This is a genomic window from Enterobacter cloacae complex sp. HYC080_NIDB, assembly GCF_056673325.1.
The window spans coordinates 737,080-752,363 of record NZ_CP114212.1; the positions used below are offsets into that span (position 1 = coordinate 737,080).

General features: G+C 57.1%; 12 protein-coding genes. 6 read left to right on the forward strand and 6 right to left on the reverse strand.

From position 1 onward, the window contains the following. Positions 1–89 precede the first annotated feature (89 nt). Complete coding sequence (qseC, locus tag O1723_RS03520; RefSeq protein ID WP_014885246.1) at positions 90–1,427, reverse strand: quorum sensing histidine kinase QseC; 1,338 nt, start codon at positions 1,425–1,427, stop codon at positions 90–92. Further along, on the reverse strand, positions 1,424–2,083 hold the full coding sequence (gene qseB, locus O1723_RS03525) for a quorum sensing response regulator transcription factor QseB (RefSeq protein ID WP_014885245.1): 660 nt from the start codon (positions 2,081–2,083) through the stop codon (positions 1,424–1,426). The genes qseC and qseB overlap by 4 nt, the downstream gene beginning before the upstream one ends. A 139-nt stretch (positions 2,084–2,222) precedes the next feature. On the opposite strand from qseB, the gene O1723_RS03530 reads away from it, so the two are divergent. From O1723_RS03530 to ftsP, 4 genes are all read left to right on the forward strand, one after another. Next, positions 2,223–2,624, forward strand: a complete 402-nt coding sequence (locus tag O1723_RS03530; protein ID WP_023337800.1) for a YgiW/YdeI family stress tolerance OB fold protein — start codon at positions 2,223–2,225, stop codon at positions 2,622–2,624. 118 nt (positions 2,625–2,742) lie between these two features. Beyond that, on the forward strand, positions 2,743–5,001 hold the full coding sequence (parC, locus tag O1723_RS03535) for a DNA topoisomerase IV subunit A (RefSeq protein WP_014885243.1): 2,259 nt from the start codon (positions 2,743–2,745) through the stop codon (positions 4,999–5,001). Positions 5,002–5,164: 163 nt separating this feature from the next. Then, complete coding sequence (gene plsC, locus O1723_RS03540) at positions 5,165–5,902, forward strand: 1-acylglycerol-3-phosphate O-acyltransferase (protein ID WP_014885242.1); 738 nt, start codon at positions 5,165–5,167, stop codon at positions 5,900–5,902. A gap of 58 nt (positions 5,903–5,960) precedes the next feature. Next, positions 5,961–7,373, forward strand: a complete 1,413-nt coding sequence (gene ftsP / locus O1723_RS03545; protein ID WP_023331309.1) for a cell division protein FtsP — start codon at positions 5,961–5,963, stop codon at positions 7,371–7,373. A 32-nt stretch (positions 7,374–7,405) separates the two neighbouring features. Here the strand turns inward: ftsP and O1723_RS03550 are convergent, their stop codons facing one another. Next, a complete protein-coding gene (locus O1723_RS03550) occupies positions 7,406–8,881 on the reverse strand; it encodes a TrkH family potassium uptake protein (protein ID WP_023337799.1) in 1,476 nt (491 codons plus the stop codon). A gap of 200 nt (positions 8,882–9,081) precedes the next feature. Here O1723_RS03550 and O1723_RS03555 point away from each other — a divergent pair, with 200 nt between their 5' ends. Then, the gene (locus O1723_RS03555; RefSeq protein ID WP_032666142.1) at positions 9,082–11,253 is read left to right on the forward strand and encodes a YgiQ family radical SAM protein; all 2,172 of its coding nucleotides are present in this window, start codon (positions 9,082–9,084) and stop codon (positions 11,251–11,253) included. A 77-nt stretch (positions 11,254–11,330) separates the two neighbouring features. Here the strand turns inward: O1723_RS03555 and dkgA are convergent, their stop codons facing one another. Continuing rightward, positions 11,331–12,158 (reverse strand): 2,5-didehydrogluconate reductase DkgA, encoded by an 828-nt coding sequence (dkgA, locus tag O1723_RS03560; RefSeq protein WP_014885238.1) that lies wholly within the window; start codon positions 12,156–12,158, stop codon positions 11,331–11,333. A 105-nt stretch (positions 12,159–12,263) separates the two neighbouring features. After that, entirely contained in the window at positions 12,264–13,427 is a 1,164-nt protein-coding gene (gene yqhD / locus O1723_RS03565) for an alcohol dehydrogenase (protein WP_023331305.1), read from the reverse strand. A 195-nt stretch (positions 13,428–13,622) separates the two neighbouring features. On the opposite strand from yqhD, the gene O1723_RS03570 reads away from it, so the two are divergent. Continuing rightward, on the forward strand, positions 13,623–14,522 hold the full coding sequence (locus O1723_RS03570) for an AraC family transcriptional regulator (RefSeq protein WP_023337795.1): 900 nt from the start codon (positions 13,623–13,625) through the stop codon (positions 14,520–14,522). A gap of 46 nt (positions 14,523–14,568) precedes the next feature. Here the strand turns inward: O1723_RS03570 and yghB are convergent, their stop codons facing one another. Further along, the gene (yghB, locus tag O1723_RS03575) at positions 14,569–15,228 is read right to left on the reverse strand and encodes a DedA family general envelope maintenance protein YghB (RefSeq protein WP_014885235.1); all 660 of its coding nucleotides are present in this window, start codon (positions 15,226–15,228) and stop codon (positions 14,569–14,571) included. Between the last annotated feature and the right edge of the window lie 56 nt (positions 15,229–15,284).

The following is a 15,284-nucleotide window of genomic DNA, read 5'->3' on the forward strand; positions in this document are numbered from 1 at the left end:
TGAGAGTATGCCGGGTATTCTACGCGCGAGGACGGAGCGGAAAAATGAGCAAAATGTGCAAAGTCTTTTGCGTTAAATGCAATAATCTTTTACCAGCTGACGTTCACTTCGAAGCCGCCTTCAGGGGCGTTGCCCAGCGCGACGTGCATCCCGTGCAGGGCGGCGATGCGTTTCACAATGGATAACCCCAGCCCGCTTCCGGTGGCATCCTGACCTGGCGGACGGTAAAACCGCTCGCCGAGACGCGCCAGCGCATCGGGGGAAATACCCGGGCCGTTGTCGCGCACGGTAAAGCGACGCGCATCCAGCGTCACATCCACCACGCTGCCGCGCGGACTGTAACGGGTGGCGTTATCCAGCAGGTTACGTACCAGCAGGCTCAGGAGCAGTTGCTGACCCGTGCGCGTCACCTCTGGCGCGTTAATGTTCAGACGAATATCAATGCCCGCCTGCTGCGCCGGAGGGTAGATATCCATTACCGCGGACTGCAGCAAATCGGCCATCGCTATCTGTTCTACACCGTCCAGGCTGTCCAGCGAGTCCAGACGCGACAGCGTGAGGAGCTGATCCACCAGGCGGGACGCGCGATCGATGCCCGCGTGCAGCTGCGTCAGCGCTTTTTCCTGCGCCTGCGGATCGTCCTGAGAGAGCTGCGCCACGTCGGTTTGCACCTTCAGCGCCGCCAGCGGGCTGCGTAATTCATGGGCGGCATCGGAGGTAAAACGGCGCTCGCGGGTCATCATCTCCTGGGTACGCGCAAAGAGATGATTCAGCGAGTCGAGCAGGGGGCGCACTTCCGCCGGCACGCCCTGGGTGGGCAGGGCATCGGTGGCATCCGGCGAGCGCGCGCGCAGGGTCTGTGCCAGCTTTTTCAGCGGTTTCAGTTCCCGACTCAGCAGGACAATAAGCAACAGCAGCATTACCGGCAGCGCCACCAGCCACGGCGTCAGCTGTGAGCTGACGACGTCGAGCGCCATATCCTGCCGGTACTCCCACTCCTGGCCGACCACCACGCGGTATTTCCCGTCTGGCGAGGTCAGCCATAAAAAGCGCCATTCGTCGTTATCGTCCTGAAGCCGTCCGTCGTCAAAGCCGTCACGGCGATAGTGATACGGGATATCGCGGCCGTTTTCGCCGTCGTTCAGGATCATCGTGCCGTCTGAAGCGTAAATCGCAAAGGCCAGCGCGTCGTCGTCAAGATGCCCGTGTTTGGCTTTTTTCGGCACCTCTCGCATGCGCGCTGGCGCATGAAGCTCGTCCAGTTCCATCGTCAGCAGTCGTTTGGCAAACAGCATCTGCTGCGTATCGAACAGCTTATCCAGCTTGTGGGTGGTCTGCTGCCAGGCCACCAGGCTGGCGGCGAACCATGCCGTCAGAGAGAGGACTAAAAACAGCAGCGTCAGGCGCAGCTTCAGGCTCAATTTCATGCGTCACCCAGGGTATAACCGATGCCGTGTACGGTGCGGATAAAGTCGCTTCCGAGCTTGCGGCGTAAATGATGAACATGGACTTCGACGGCATTGCTGGAGACGTCATCGTCCCAGGTATAGAGTTTTTCCTCGATCAGCTTGCGCGGCAGTACCCGGCCTGCGTTACGCATTAACAGCTCCAGCAGCGCGAACTCTTTAGGCTTAAGCGTTAACGTTTCGCCATCCAGCGTGGCGATAAGGCTCGCTGGATCGAGCGTGACCTTGCCGTGGCGCAGTTCGCTGCGCGTCTGGCCGTGGCTGCGGCGCACCAGCGCTTCAAGGCGGGCAGCCACTTCGATCAGGGCAAAAGGCTTACAGAGATAATCGTCCGCCCCGAGGCGCAGCCCTTCAACACGCTGGTTCAGCGCATCCCGCGCCGTCAGGATCAGTACCGGCTCGCTGTGTCCGCCTTCACGCCAGGCGCGCAGAATGTCCAGACCGTCAATTTCCGGCAGCGTCAGGTCCAGTACCACGGCATCATAGGGCGCGGAAGCGAGCGCGGCCTGCCCGGTTTTCCCCTCGGTAAACCAGTCCACACTAAAGCCCAGTTTGCTTAACCCCGCTTTGATGCCATCGCCGATGAGCTTGTCATCTTCTACCAGTAAAATACGCATGTTCCCTCCTTGATGCCGCCAGTAAACCCTCTCTAAGCGGCTGGTGTACAGTAAAAATAAATAAATTTTCCCCTTAAGAAGTTGTTAAGGATTACCCTGTTTAATGGACTGCGAAACGACATTAAAGGGAGAGATTACGATGAAAAAATTCGCTGCAATTACTGCCATCATGATGATGACCACCGCGCCGGTCTTTGCTGCTCAGGGCGGTTTTAGTGGCCCATCCGCCACGCCGGCCCAGACGCAAACTCAGCAGGGCGGTTTTGTCGATAACAACGCCAACCTCACCACCGCGGCTAAAGTGAAAGATCTGAAGGACGATGCCTGGGTGAAGCTGCGCGGGAACATTACCGAGCGCCTGTCCGATGACCGCTACACCTTCCGCGATGAGTCCGGTACGGTGGTGGTCGAAATTGACCACAAGCGCTGGAACGGCGTGACCGTGACCCCGCAGGATAAAGTGGAGCTGCAGGGTAAAGTCGATAAAGACTGGAACGAGTTTGAAATCGATGTGAAGCAGGTTATCAAGCTGAACAAATAACCCGAAAAGGGCCGCTCACCCGGCCCTTTTTCTTTGTGACTCAACTCGTCAGATAGGGTAGTATCTGCGGCAATATTGCCTGAAACCCATCGGTTTCTGAGTTGAGGAATCACACGTAATGAGCGATATGGCAGAGCGCCTCGCGCTACATGAATTCACGGAAAACGCCTACCTGAACTACTCCATGTACGTCATCATGGACAGGGCGTTGCCGTTTATCGGGGATGGCCTGAAGCCGGTTCAGCGCCGCATCGTCTATGCGATGTCCGAACTGGGGCTGAACGCCACCGCCAAGTTCAAGAAATCCGCCCGTACCGTCGGTGACGTGCTGGGTAAATACCATCCGCACGGCGACAGCGCCTGTTATGAAGCGATGGTCCTGATGGCGCAGCCGTTCTCTTACCGCTATCCGCTGGTGGATGGTCAGGGGAACTGGGGGGCACCGGACGATCCGAAATCCTTCGCGGCGATGCGTTATACCGAATCTCGTCTCTCTAAATATGCCGAAGTGCTGCTGGGCGAGCTGGGTCAGGGAACCGTTGACTGGGTGCCAAACTTCGACGGTACGATGCAGGAGCCGAAGATGCTGCCTGCGCGTCTGCCAAACATTCTGCTGAACGGTACCACCGGTATTGCGGTCGGTATGGCGACAGATATTCCGCCCCACAACCTGCGTGAAGTGGCGAAAGCCGCCATCACCCTGATTGAGCAGCCTAAAACGTCGCTCGACGAGCTGCTGGATATCGTTCAGGGGCCGGATTATCCGACTGAAGCGGAAATCATCACCTCGCGTGCGGAAATCCGCAAAATCTACCAGAACGGTCGCGGCTCCGTGCGCATGCGCGCGGTGTGGAATAAAGAAGACGGCGCTGTGGTGATCACCGCGCTGCCGCACCAGGTTTCCGGCGCGAAAGTGCTGGAGCAGATCGCCTCCCAGATGCGCAATAAAAAGCTGCCGATGGTGGACGACCTGCGCGACGAATCTGACCACGAGAACCCGACCCGTCTGGTGATCGTGCCGCGCTCCAACCGCGTGGACATGGAGCAGGTGATGAACCACCTGTTTGCCACCACCGATCTGGAAAAAAGCTACCGCATCAACCTGAACATGATCGGCCTTGACGGACGCCCGGCGGTGAAAAACCTGCTGGAGATCCTTTCCGAATGGCTAACGTTCCGTCGCGATACGGTCCGCCGTCGTCTTAACCATCGTCTGGAGAAAGTGCTGAAGCGCCTGCATATCCTCGAAGGTTTGCTGGTGGCGTTCCTCAATATCGACGAAGTCATTGAGATCATCCGTACCGAGGACGAGCCGAAGCCGGCCCTGATGTCGCGCTTTGGCATCAGCGAAACGCAGGCGGAAGCGATCCTCGAACTGAAACTGCGCCATCTCGCCAAACTGGAAGAGATGAAGATCCGCGGTGAACAGAACGAACTGGAAAAAGAGCGCGATCAGCTGCAGGCGATCCTCGCGTCCGAGCGCAAGATGAATAACCTGCTGAAGAAAGAGCTGCAGGCGGATGCTGATGCCTTCGGCGACGATCGTCGTTCTCCGCTGCACGAGCGCGAAGAAGCGAAGGCGATGAACGAGCATGACATGCAGCCTTCCGAGCCGGTGACAATTGTGCTGTCGCAAAGCGGCTGGGTGCGCAGCGCCAAAGGCCATGATATCGACGCGCCGGGTCTCAGCTACAAAGCCGGAGACAGTTTTAAAGCGGCGGTGAAAGGCAAGAGTAACCAGCCGGTGGCGTTTATCGACTCCACCGGTCGCAGCTACGCCATCGACCCGATCACGCTGCCTTCCGCGCGCGGCCAGGGCGAACCGCTTACCGGTAAGCTGACGCTGCCGCCGGGGGCGACGGTTGATCATATGCTGATGGAGGCCGATGACCAGAAGCTGCTGATGGCGTCTGACGCGGGTTATGGCTTTATCTGTACCTTTAACGATCTTGTGTCGCGTAACCGTGCCGGTAAAGCGCTGATTAGCCTGCCGGATAACGCTCGCGTGATGACGCCGCTGGTGATCGAGAACGAAAGCGATATGCTGCTGGCGATCACCTCCGCCGGACGCATGCTGATGTTCCCGGTCAGCGACCTGCCGGAGCTGTCGAAAGGGAAGGGCAACAAGATCATCAACATCCCGTCGGCGGAAGCCGCGAAAGGTGAAGATGGTCTGGCGCACCTCTTCCTGCTGCCGCCGCAGAGCACGCTGACCATTCATGTTGGCAAGCGTAAGATCAAACTGCGCCCGGAAGAGCTGCAGAAAGTGGTGGGCGAACGCGGTCGTCGCGGTTCGCTGATGCGCGGCCTGCAGCGTATCGACCGTGTGGAGATAGATTCACCGGCGCGCAGCAGCGCGGGTGACAGCGAAGAGTAGTCTCGTGATATCCCCCTCCGTCCGGAGGGGGAAGTTCAATAAAATTTCCCGTAAAATCGTTGTTAATTCGTGCGTTGCGATTAACAATACGCGCTCGTAATAAAGTCCTTACCTGGCCACAGGTGAAGTATAATTGTCAGCTGTTGGGGCTTCAGAGGTCGCTATGCTATATATTGTTCGTCTTATTCTTACCGTTATCTACTGTATTCTGGTCTGTGTTTTCGGCTCAATTTATTGCCTGTTCAGCCCGCGCAATCCTAAGCACGTTGCCACCTTCGGCCATATGTTCGGCCGCCTTGCACCGTTGTTTGGTCTGAAGGTTGAAAAACGCCTGCCTGAAGGGGCAGAGAACTTCGGTAATGCCATCTATATCGCCAACCATCAAAACAACTACGATATGGTGACGGCCTCCAATATCGTTCTGCCGCCGACCGTGACGGTGGGGAAAAAGAGCCTGCTGTGGATCCCGTTTTTTGGCCAGTTGTACTGGCTGACCGGTAACCTGCTGATCGATCGTAATAACCGCGCAAAAGCACACAGCACCATTGCGGAAGTGGTGAATCATTTTAAAAAGCGCAAAATATCCATCTGGATGTTCCCGGAAGGAACGCGTAGCCGTGGGCGTGGCCTGCTGCCGTTTAAAACGGGCGCTTTTCATGCCGCAATTGCGGCGGGTGTTCCAATTATTCCTGTGTGCGTTTCCAATACTTCGAATAAGATTAATCTTAACCGCCTGAATAATGGTCTGGTGATTGTCGAAATGTTGCCGCCTGTCGATACCAGCAAATACGGTAAAGACCAGGTACGCGAGCTGGCAGCACATTGCCGCGAGCTGATGGCTCAGCGTATTGCGCAGCTGGACAAAGAAGTCGCAGAAAGAGAAGCCGCCGGTAAGATTTAATCCGGCGTTAAAGGGAAAACGAATTCCCGCGTTGTTAGTCGTTTCAGATGGAGCTTATATGTCACTCAGTCGGCGTCAGTTTATTCAGGCTTCGGGGATTGCCCTCTGTGCGGGTGCGATGCCGCTGACAGCCAGCGCCGCCGGGCAGCAACAGCCGCTACCCATTCCGCCGTTGATTGAATCCCGTCGCGGCCAGCCGCTATTTCTGACGCTACAGCGCAGCCACTGGTCCTTTACCCAGGGCACGCGCGCGCAGGTATGGGGCATTAACGGGCGCTACCTCGGGCCAACCGTTCGCGTGTGGAACGGCGATGACGTTAAGCTCATTTACAGCAACCGCACCACTGAAAATGTTGCCATGACCATCAGCGGTTTACAGGTTCCAGGCCCGCTGATCGGTGGCGCGGCGCGCATGATGTCTCCCAACGCCGACTGGGCACCCGTCCTGCCGATCCGCCAGAGCGCGGCAACGCTGTGGTATCACGCTAACACGCCTAACCGCACGGCGCAGCAGGTCTATAACGGTCTGGCCGGGATGTGGCTGGTGGAAGATGAGGTCAGCAAGTCGCTGCCGATCCCGAACCACTACGGCGTGGATGATTTCCCGATCATTATTCAGGACAAGCGCCTGGATAACTTTGGCACGCCGGAGTACAGCGAGCCGGGGAGCGGTGGCTTTGTTGGCGATACGCTGCTGGTAAACGGTGCGCAAAGCCCGTATGTCGAAGTTTCCCGCGGTTGGGTGCGTCTGCGTTTGCTTAATGCCTCTAACTCCCGTCGTTATCAGCTGCAGATGAGCGATGGCCGCCCGCTCCACGTGATCTCCGGTGACCAGGGCTTTTTACCTGCGCCGGTCTCCGTTAAGCAACTGGCGCTGGCGCCGGGGGAACGTCGGGAAATTCTGGTGGATATGACCAACGGGGATGAAGTCTCTGTCACCTGTGGCGAAGCCGCGAGCATTGTTGACCGTATTCGCGGGTTCTTCGAGCCGTCGAGCATTCTGGTCTCCACGCTGGTGTTAACCCTGCGTCCAACCGGCCTGCTGCCGCTGGTCACCGATAGCCTGCCGATGCGTTTGCTGCCGCAGGAGATCATGGGCGGTTCGCCGGTGCGCAGCCGTGATATCAGCCTGGGCGACGATCCGGGCATCAACGGCGCGCTGTGGGACGTCAACCGTATCGACATCACCGCCCAGCAGGGCACCTGGGAGCGCTGGACGGTCCGTTCAGATATGCCGCAGTCGTTCCATATTGAAGGGGTGTCCTTCCTGATCCGTAACGTCAACGGTGCGATGCCGTTCCCGGAAGATCGCGGCTGGAAAGATACCGTCTGGGTGGATGGTCAGGTCGAACTGCTTGTCTACTATGGTCAGCCTTCGTGGCCGCACTTCCCGTTCCTGTTCCATAGCCAGACGCTGGAGATGATGGATAGGGGCTCCGTGGGGCAGATGTTGATCAACCCCGCGCCATAACCCCCTGACATTCCCGGTTCGCCGGGAATGTGTTATGCCCGCCAGAAAAAGCGCGAGAACAGAATCAGCACCGGGTAGATTTCCAGACGCCCTAAGATCATTGCCGCGCACATCAGCAGTTTTGCCCCTTCGGTTAAGGTGCCAAACGTTGATGCTGTCTCGCCAAAACCCAGCCCCATATTGTTGATACAGGCGGCAACCGTGGCGAATGACGTAAACAGGTCATAGCCCATCAGATTAAGCGCCCAGACAAAAAATCCGGTAATCATCACGTAGAGAAAAAAGAAGCTCCATACCGAACGCAGAACGCGTTCATTCACCACGCTTTTGCCCACCTTAATACTCAGCAGCGCGCGCGGATGGGCCAGCTGATTCATCTCCTGAATACTCTGCTTAAACATAATGAGAAAACGCAGCGCTTTGATCCCGCCGCAGGTCGAGCCGACGCAGCCACCAAAGAAGCTGGCGCTCAACAGTAAAAAGATGGTGTGGGCAGGCCATTGGGCATAGTCGGCCGTCGCGAGACCGTTATCGGTCATCATCGAGCTGGCAAGGAAGAATGCGTGTACCAGGCTATCCGTCGGGTTGTACATTCCCGCATGCCAGACCTGCCAGGCGGTGATGAGGATAATCACCGCGGCGGCACTGAGAAAGAATTTGACCTCCGGGCTGCGGCGGATCGGCTTCAGGGTGCGTCTGACAATGGCGACGTACCAGAGGGTAAAGTTAAAGGCAGAAAGCAGCGAAAAGGCCCCGGCAACCAGTTCAATTGCGTGGCTGTCATAAAAGCCAATGCTCTCGCTGCGGGTAGAAAACCCGCCCAGTGACACAGTTGAAAGCCCGTGACAGATGGCGTCAAAAACGGGCATCCCCGCCAGCCAGTAGGCCAGCGTGCAGGTCACGCCCAGCGCGAAATAGGTCAGCCACAGGGTACGCGCAGTATCGGCAAGCCGGGGCGTCAGGCGCTCCTCTTTGAACGGTCCTGGCATTTCTGACTGATACAGCTTCATGCCCCCGATGCCCAGCAGCGGCAGTACCGCGACGGCCAGCACGATGACGCCTAACCCGCCAATGAAGTTGAGCTGGGCGCGATAATAAAGGTACGACTTAGGCAGGGCGCTGACGTCCCCGATCACCGTTGCCCCGGTGGTGGTGATTCCGGACACCCCTTCGAAGAGCGCATCCGCAAAAGAGAGATGCAGACCATCATCCATCCATAGCGGCATGGCGCTGATCACTGAAAACAGCAGCCAGAACAGCACAATGATCACGAAACCGTCACGGGTGCGCAGCTGTATGCCGGCGTGACGGGTTGCCTGCCAGGTTAACCCCCCGAGGCTGAAAAAGGTCAGAAACGTGGTTAAAAACGCAAAGTAGGTCCGCTCTTTGTGCAGCAGGGCAATGACCATCGGCGGCAGCATTGAAAGGCTGTACAGCAGAACCAGGAAACCGCAGAGGTGGAGCACAACCCGCAGTTGAGACACATGTAACGAATCGTTGAACTTCACACGGAAACTCCACGCCAGAATGCCTTCCGGCGGCAGAGAACCGGAGGCGTCAGGGGTAATTATGATGCAAAATTAACAGGGCGCTGTATTTTAACGACTTCCGCGATTTTATGTCTGCTTCCTGCATCCTTTTCTTCAAATTGGATGGATGAACAGCGTATAATCCCGCTCCTTTTGTCTATTTTTTCTTCGGAAGCATTATGAGCGCCATTTCCCTGATCCAGCCGGATCGTGACCTCTTCTCCTGGCCCCAGTACTGGGCGGCCTGCTTTGGACCGGCGCCGTTCCTGCCGATGTCCCGGGAAGAGATGGACCAACTTGGCTGGGACAGCTGCGATATCATTCTGGTCACAGGCGATGCCTATGTTGACCATCCGAGTTTCGGCATGGCCATCTGCGGCCGTATGCTCGAAGCGCAGGGCTTCCGTGTGGGGATCATCTCCCAGCCTGACTGGAACAGCAAAGACGACTTTATGCGTCTGGGTAAACCGAACCTGTTCTTCGGCGTGACCGCGGGCAACATGGATTCGATGATCAACCGCTATACCGCCGACCGTAAGCTGCGCCATGACGATGCCTATACGCCGGATAACGTGGCGGGCAAACGTCCGGACCGCGCTACCCTCGTCTACACCCAGCGCTGTAAAGAAGCCTGGAAAGACGTGCCGGTGATCCTGGGTGGCATTGAGGCGAGTCTGCGCCGCACCGCGCATTACGACTACTGGTCAGATACCGTTCGCCGCTCGGTGCTGGTGGATTCCAAAGCCGATATGCTGATTTACGGCAACGGTGAACGTCCGCTGGTGGAAGTGGCGCATCGTCTCTCGCAGGGTGAACCGGTGAGCAGCATCCGCGACGTGCGCAATACCGCCATCATGGTGAAAGAGGCGCTGCCGGGCTGGAGCGGGGTGGATTCCCGCATCATTGATATGCCGGGCAAAATAGATCCTATCCCACACCCGTACGGCGAAGATTTGCCGTGTGCGGATAATAAACCGGTTGAGCCAAAGAAAGCGGAAGCAAAGGCGATTGTCGTGCAGCCGCCGCGCCCGAAACCGTGGGAAAAAACCTACGTGCTGCTGCCGTCTTACGAGAAGGTGAAGGCTGACAAAGTTCTCTACGCCCATGCGTCCCGTATTTTGCACCACGAAACCAACCCGGGCTGTGCCCGCGCGTTAATGCAGAAGCACGGCGAGCGCTTTATCTGGATCAACCCGCCAGCGATCCCGCTCTCCACCGAAGAGATGGACAGCGTCTTTGCGCTGCCGTACAAGCGCGTACCGCATCCGGCGTACGGCAACGCCCGTATCCCGGCGTATGAGATGATCCGTTTCTCGATCAACATCATGCGCGGCTGCTTCGGCGGGTGCTCATTCTGCTCTATTACCGAGCACGAAGGCCGTATTATTCAGAGCCGCTCTGAAGATTCGATCATCAATGAGATCGAAGCGATTCGCGACACGGTGCCAGGCTTTACCGGTGTGATCTCCGACCTTGGCGGCCCAACCGCGAACATGTATATGCTGCGCTGTAAGTCGCCGCGCGCGGAGCAAACCTGCCGTCGTCTCTCCTGCGTCTATCCGAGCATCTGCGAGCATATGGATACCAACCACGAGCCGACGATCAATCTCTATCGTCGTGCCCGCGACCTGAAGGGCATCAAGAAGATCCTGATTGCCTCGGGGGTGCGTTACGACATCGCCGTGGAAGATCCGCGCTACATCAAAGAGCTGGCGACCCACCATGTGGGCGGCTACCTGAAGATTGCGCCGGAGCACACCGAAGAAGGTCCGCTGTCGAAGATGATGAAGCCGGGTATGGGCAGCTATGACCGCTTTAAAGAGCTGTTCGACACGTATTCAAAGCAGGCGGGCAAAGAGCAGTACCTGATCCCGTACTTTATCTCCGCGCACCCCGGCACGCGTGATGAGGATATGGTGAACCTGGCACTGTGGCTGAAGCAGCGTCGCTTCCGTCTGGATCAGGTGCAGAACTTCTACCCGTCACCGCTCGCCAACTCGACGACCATGTATTACACCGGCAAGAACCCGCTGAGTAAGATTGGCTACAAGAGTGAAGAGGTGGTGGTGCCAAGGGGGGATAAACAGCGTCGTCTGCATAAAGCGCTGCTGCGTTATCATGACCCGAAAAACTGGCCGCTGATCCGCCAGGCGCTGGAAGAGATGGGTAAAAAACACCTGATCGGTTCACGCCGCGACTGTCTGGTACCGGCCCCGACGCTGGATGAGATGCGCGAAGCGCGTCGCCAGAACCGCAATACGCGCCCGGCGCTGACCAAGCACACGCCGATTGTGCATCAGCGTTCGAACGGTAATTCGAATGCGAAGAAGCCCGTGAAGCGCAAAGCGTAAATAAAAAACCCCGGCAAGCCGGGGTTTTTTATGTAGACACGTAGGCCGGGTAAGGCGAAGCCGCCACCCGGCTTTTTTTAACCGCCAAACTGATCCGGGTCCGGCCCTAAGCGTTTGCCCTTCTCCAGCTTCGCAATCTCACCCAGCTCATCTTTGTCCAGGCGGAAATCCCAGACGTCGAAGTTCTCGGCAATACGTGATGGCGTGACTGATTTCGGAATGACGACCAGGCCGTTGTCCAGATGCCAGCGAATGACGATCTGTGCGGGCGTTTTGCCGTATTTATCCGCCAGGTCGCGGATGATTTTCTGATCGAAGACCCCCTCGCCACCCTGCGCCAGGGGGCTCCAGGATTCGGTCTGGATCTTGTGGGTCGCATTCCAGGCGTGAAGCTGGCGCTGCTGCATCAGCGGGTGCAGCTCGATCTGGTTAATCACCGGTGCGATGCCTGTCTCATCAATCAGGCGCTGCAGGTGATGAACCTGGAAGTTACAGACGCCGATGCTTTTCACCAGCCCCTCTTTTTGCAGTTCAATCATCCCTTTCCAGGCATCAACATAATGGTCGATGGCGGGAACCGGCCAGTGCATCAGATACAGATCGACGAAATCGAGCTGAAGTTTCTCCAGACTCTCCTGCAGGGCTTCGCGAGGGCGTTTTTGATCGTCATTCCACAGTTTCGTGGTAATGAATAATTCATCGCGGGGGACGCCGGCGCTGGCCAGTGCAGTGCCTACGCCGTCCTCGTTTTTGTAGGCGGCGGCGGTATCAATTGACCGATAGCCGACTTCCAGGGCTTTATGAATGGCGGAGACGACCTCGTCGTTACCGGCTTTCCATACACCTAGCCCCAACTGGGGCATCACGTTGCCATCCTGCAGCTTGATTACGGTTTGGTTTGCCATTTTTCCTCCTTCAGGTGCGCATCGCCGGAGGGGGGCTCCGGCGATGGGGTGTGCATTAAGTCTGGACGAAATGTCAAAAAACGAAAGTCGGGAGGACAAAAACGCTTAGCGTGCCGCTTCGTAGATACGGCGGCTGACGTCCAGCGTAATGTCACCGTGCTCGCCCAGTTGAGTCATGCCGTGCGCGTCGAGTTTCTCCAGCAGAGCAGGGATAGAACTGCCATCCAGGCCGTAGCCAGACAGGCGCGTTGGTACGCCCAGGCTTTCGAAGAAGTTGCGTGTCGCTTCTATGGCCGCGTCAATACGCGCATCGTCAGAACCCTCGGTGATGTTCCACACGCGCTCTGCGTACTGCAGCAGTTTGGCGCGTTTGGTATCCCGTTTTTCGTTCCACAGCGCAGGCAGAACCACCGCCAGCGTCTGAGCGTGATCGAGACCGTGCATCGCCGTCAGTTCGTGACCCAGCATGTGGGTCGCCCAGTCCTGCGGCACGCCTGCGCCGATCAGACCGTTCAGCGCCTGCGTTGCCGCCCACATGACGTTGGCTCGAACGTCATAGTTTTCCGGCTCTTTCAGCGCTTTAGGACCTTCTTCAACCAGCGTCAGCAGAATGCCTTCCGCGAAACGATCCTGAATTTTGGCATTCACCGGGTAGGTCACGTACTGCTCAACGGTGTGAACAAAGGCATCAACCACACCGTTCGCTACCTGACGTGCAGGCAGGGTATAGGTGTAAACCGGGTCGAGGATCGCGAAGACAGGCTGCACGTGCTCGTTCATAAAGGCCTGTTTGTCACCGGTGGTTTTACGGGAGATCACTGCGCCTTTGTTGGATTCGGAACCGGTGGCTGGCAGTGTCAGCACGGAGCCCATCGGGATTGCGCTTTTAATGTCGCTGCCGCGGGTTTCCAGAATGTGCCACGGGTCAACGCCGTCAGCGTAGTGCGCTGCCGCCGCGATGAACTTCGTGCCATCCAGAACGGAACCGCCACCGACCGCCAGCAGGAAAGTAATGTTTTCTTCACGGGCGATTTTTACCGCATTCATCAGCGTTTCGTAAGACGGGTTTGGCTCGATGCCGCCGAACTCACGCACGTCCAGACCGTCCAGGGCGCTGTAAACCTGATCCAGCACGCCGGTTTTTTTCACGCTGCCGCCACCGTAGGTGATCAGGACACGCGCATCAGCGGGGATCTGCGCACGCAGGTCAGCGATTGCGTCTTTGCCAAACAGAATGCGGGTTGGGGTATGGAGATTAAAATTGTTCATTGCTCGTTCCCTTTAGTGGGTGAAAAACCGTGGCGGCACTGATGCCTGCCTGATGCTGCACATTGTGGCGCTCCGGGGCTATGCTCTCAATGCACATTCCTGCCAATGTCTTGCCCATTTCTACAGAGCGCTGGAGAAACCTCGGGAAAGTGCGCAAACTGTGAAAGTCGGAAAACGTACCCGGAGTAACGAAAAATGAACCGTGAAGCGATCTGCCTTCAGCTTACCGCGCAGATTAAGAGACTGATAGATAATGAAAATAGTGTCAGCGATCAGTTGCCTGATATTCGTCTGCTCTATGGCACGCAGCCCGGGACGCGCACGCCAGTGATGTACCAGCCGGGCATCGTTTTTCTCTTTTCGGGCCATAAAATTGGTTATATCAATGACCGCGTGTTCCGCTACGACACCAATGAATATCTGCTTCTGACAGTACCTTTACCCTTTGAATGTGAAACTTTCGCGACAGAGGAGGTCCCGCTGGCGGGTATTCGCGTTAATGTCGATATCCTTCAGTTGCAGGAACTGCTGATGGAGATAGGCGAAGATGAACTCTTCCAGCCGTCGATGGCTTCAAGCGGGATTAACTCGGCCACGCTGTCTGAAGAGATCCTGTGCGCCATCGAGCGTTTGCTGGACGTCATGGAGCGGCCGCTGGACGCGCGTATCCTGGGCAAGCAGATCATTCGCGAAATTCTCTATCATGTGCTGCTGGGCCCCGGCGGGGGAGCGTTGCTGGCGCTGGTGAGCCGACAGACCCACTTCAGTCTGATAAGCCGCGTGCTCAAGCGTATTGAGAGCCAGTACACGGAAAACCTCAGCGTCGATCAGCTCGCCGCGGAAGCGAACATGAGTGTCTCGGCGTTTCACCATAACTTTAAATCGGTGACCAGCACCTCGCCGCTGCAATACCTCAAGACCTACCGGCTGCATAAGGCGCGGATGCTGATGATCCACGATGGCATGAAGGCCAGCGCGGCGGCAATGCGGGTGGGCTATGAGAGTGCGTCGCAGTTTAGTCGGGAGTTTAAGCGCTATTTTGGCGTCACGCCGGGAGAAGATGCGTCGCGTATACGAACGATGCAGGGCGCCTGACGAGAAACGTAGGCCGGGTAAGGCGTAGCCGCCACCCGGCTTTTGTTTATGCGCTGCAGTACTTTTTCTTAATCACCACCGCAATGGTTCCCACCAGCCCGGCTACCAGCAGGAAAATCGGCAGCACCATCAGGAATGTCATCACCTGATCTTCGTGGTGTTTCACAAAGGGGATCATATTCAGCGCGTAGCCTAACGTGGTCACGACCCCCACCCACAGCAGGCCGCTCAGCCAGTTGAAGAACTGAAAACGGCGGTTCGACAGGCCGGAAATACCCGCCATGGTGGGCAGCAGGGTGCGAATAAAAGCCAGAAAACGTCCGGCCAGCAGCGCCAGCAGGCCGTGTCGGTCAAACATACAGGTCGCCCGCTGATGGTATTTATGCGGTAACTGCGCCAGCCAGCCTTTCACGACGCGCGTGTTCCCCAGCCAGCGGCCCTGCAGATAGCTCAGCCAGCAGCCCAGGCTCGCGGCAGAGGTGAGGATAACCATCGTTGGCGTAAAGTCCATAACGCCTTTACCGATCAATGCCCCGGCAAGCAAAAGCAAACTGTCACCGGGTAAAAACGAGGCTGGCAGTAATCCATTTTCCAGAAACAGCGTTGCGAACATCACGAAATAGACGACGCCTATAACGTGCGGATCCGCCAGTGCGGCAAAATCATGTTGCCAGAGCGCCGCGATAATATCTTGAATAACAGCCATGGACTTTCCTGTGGAACAGCAGAGATAACGCTATTGTACTCCCAATTATACCTGCC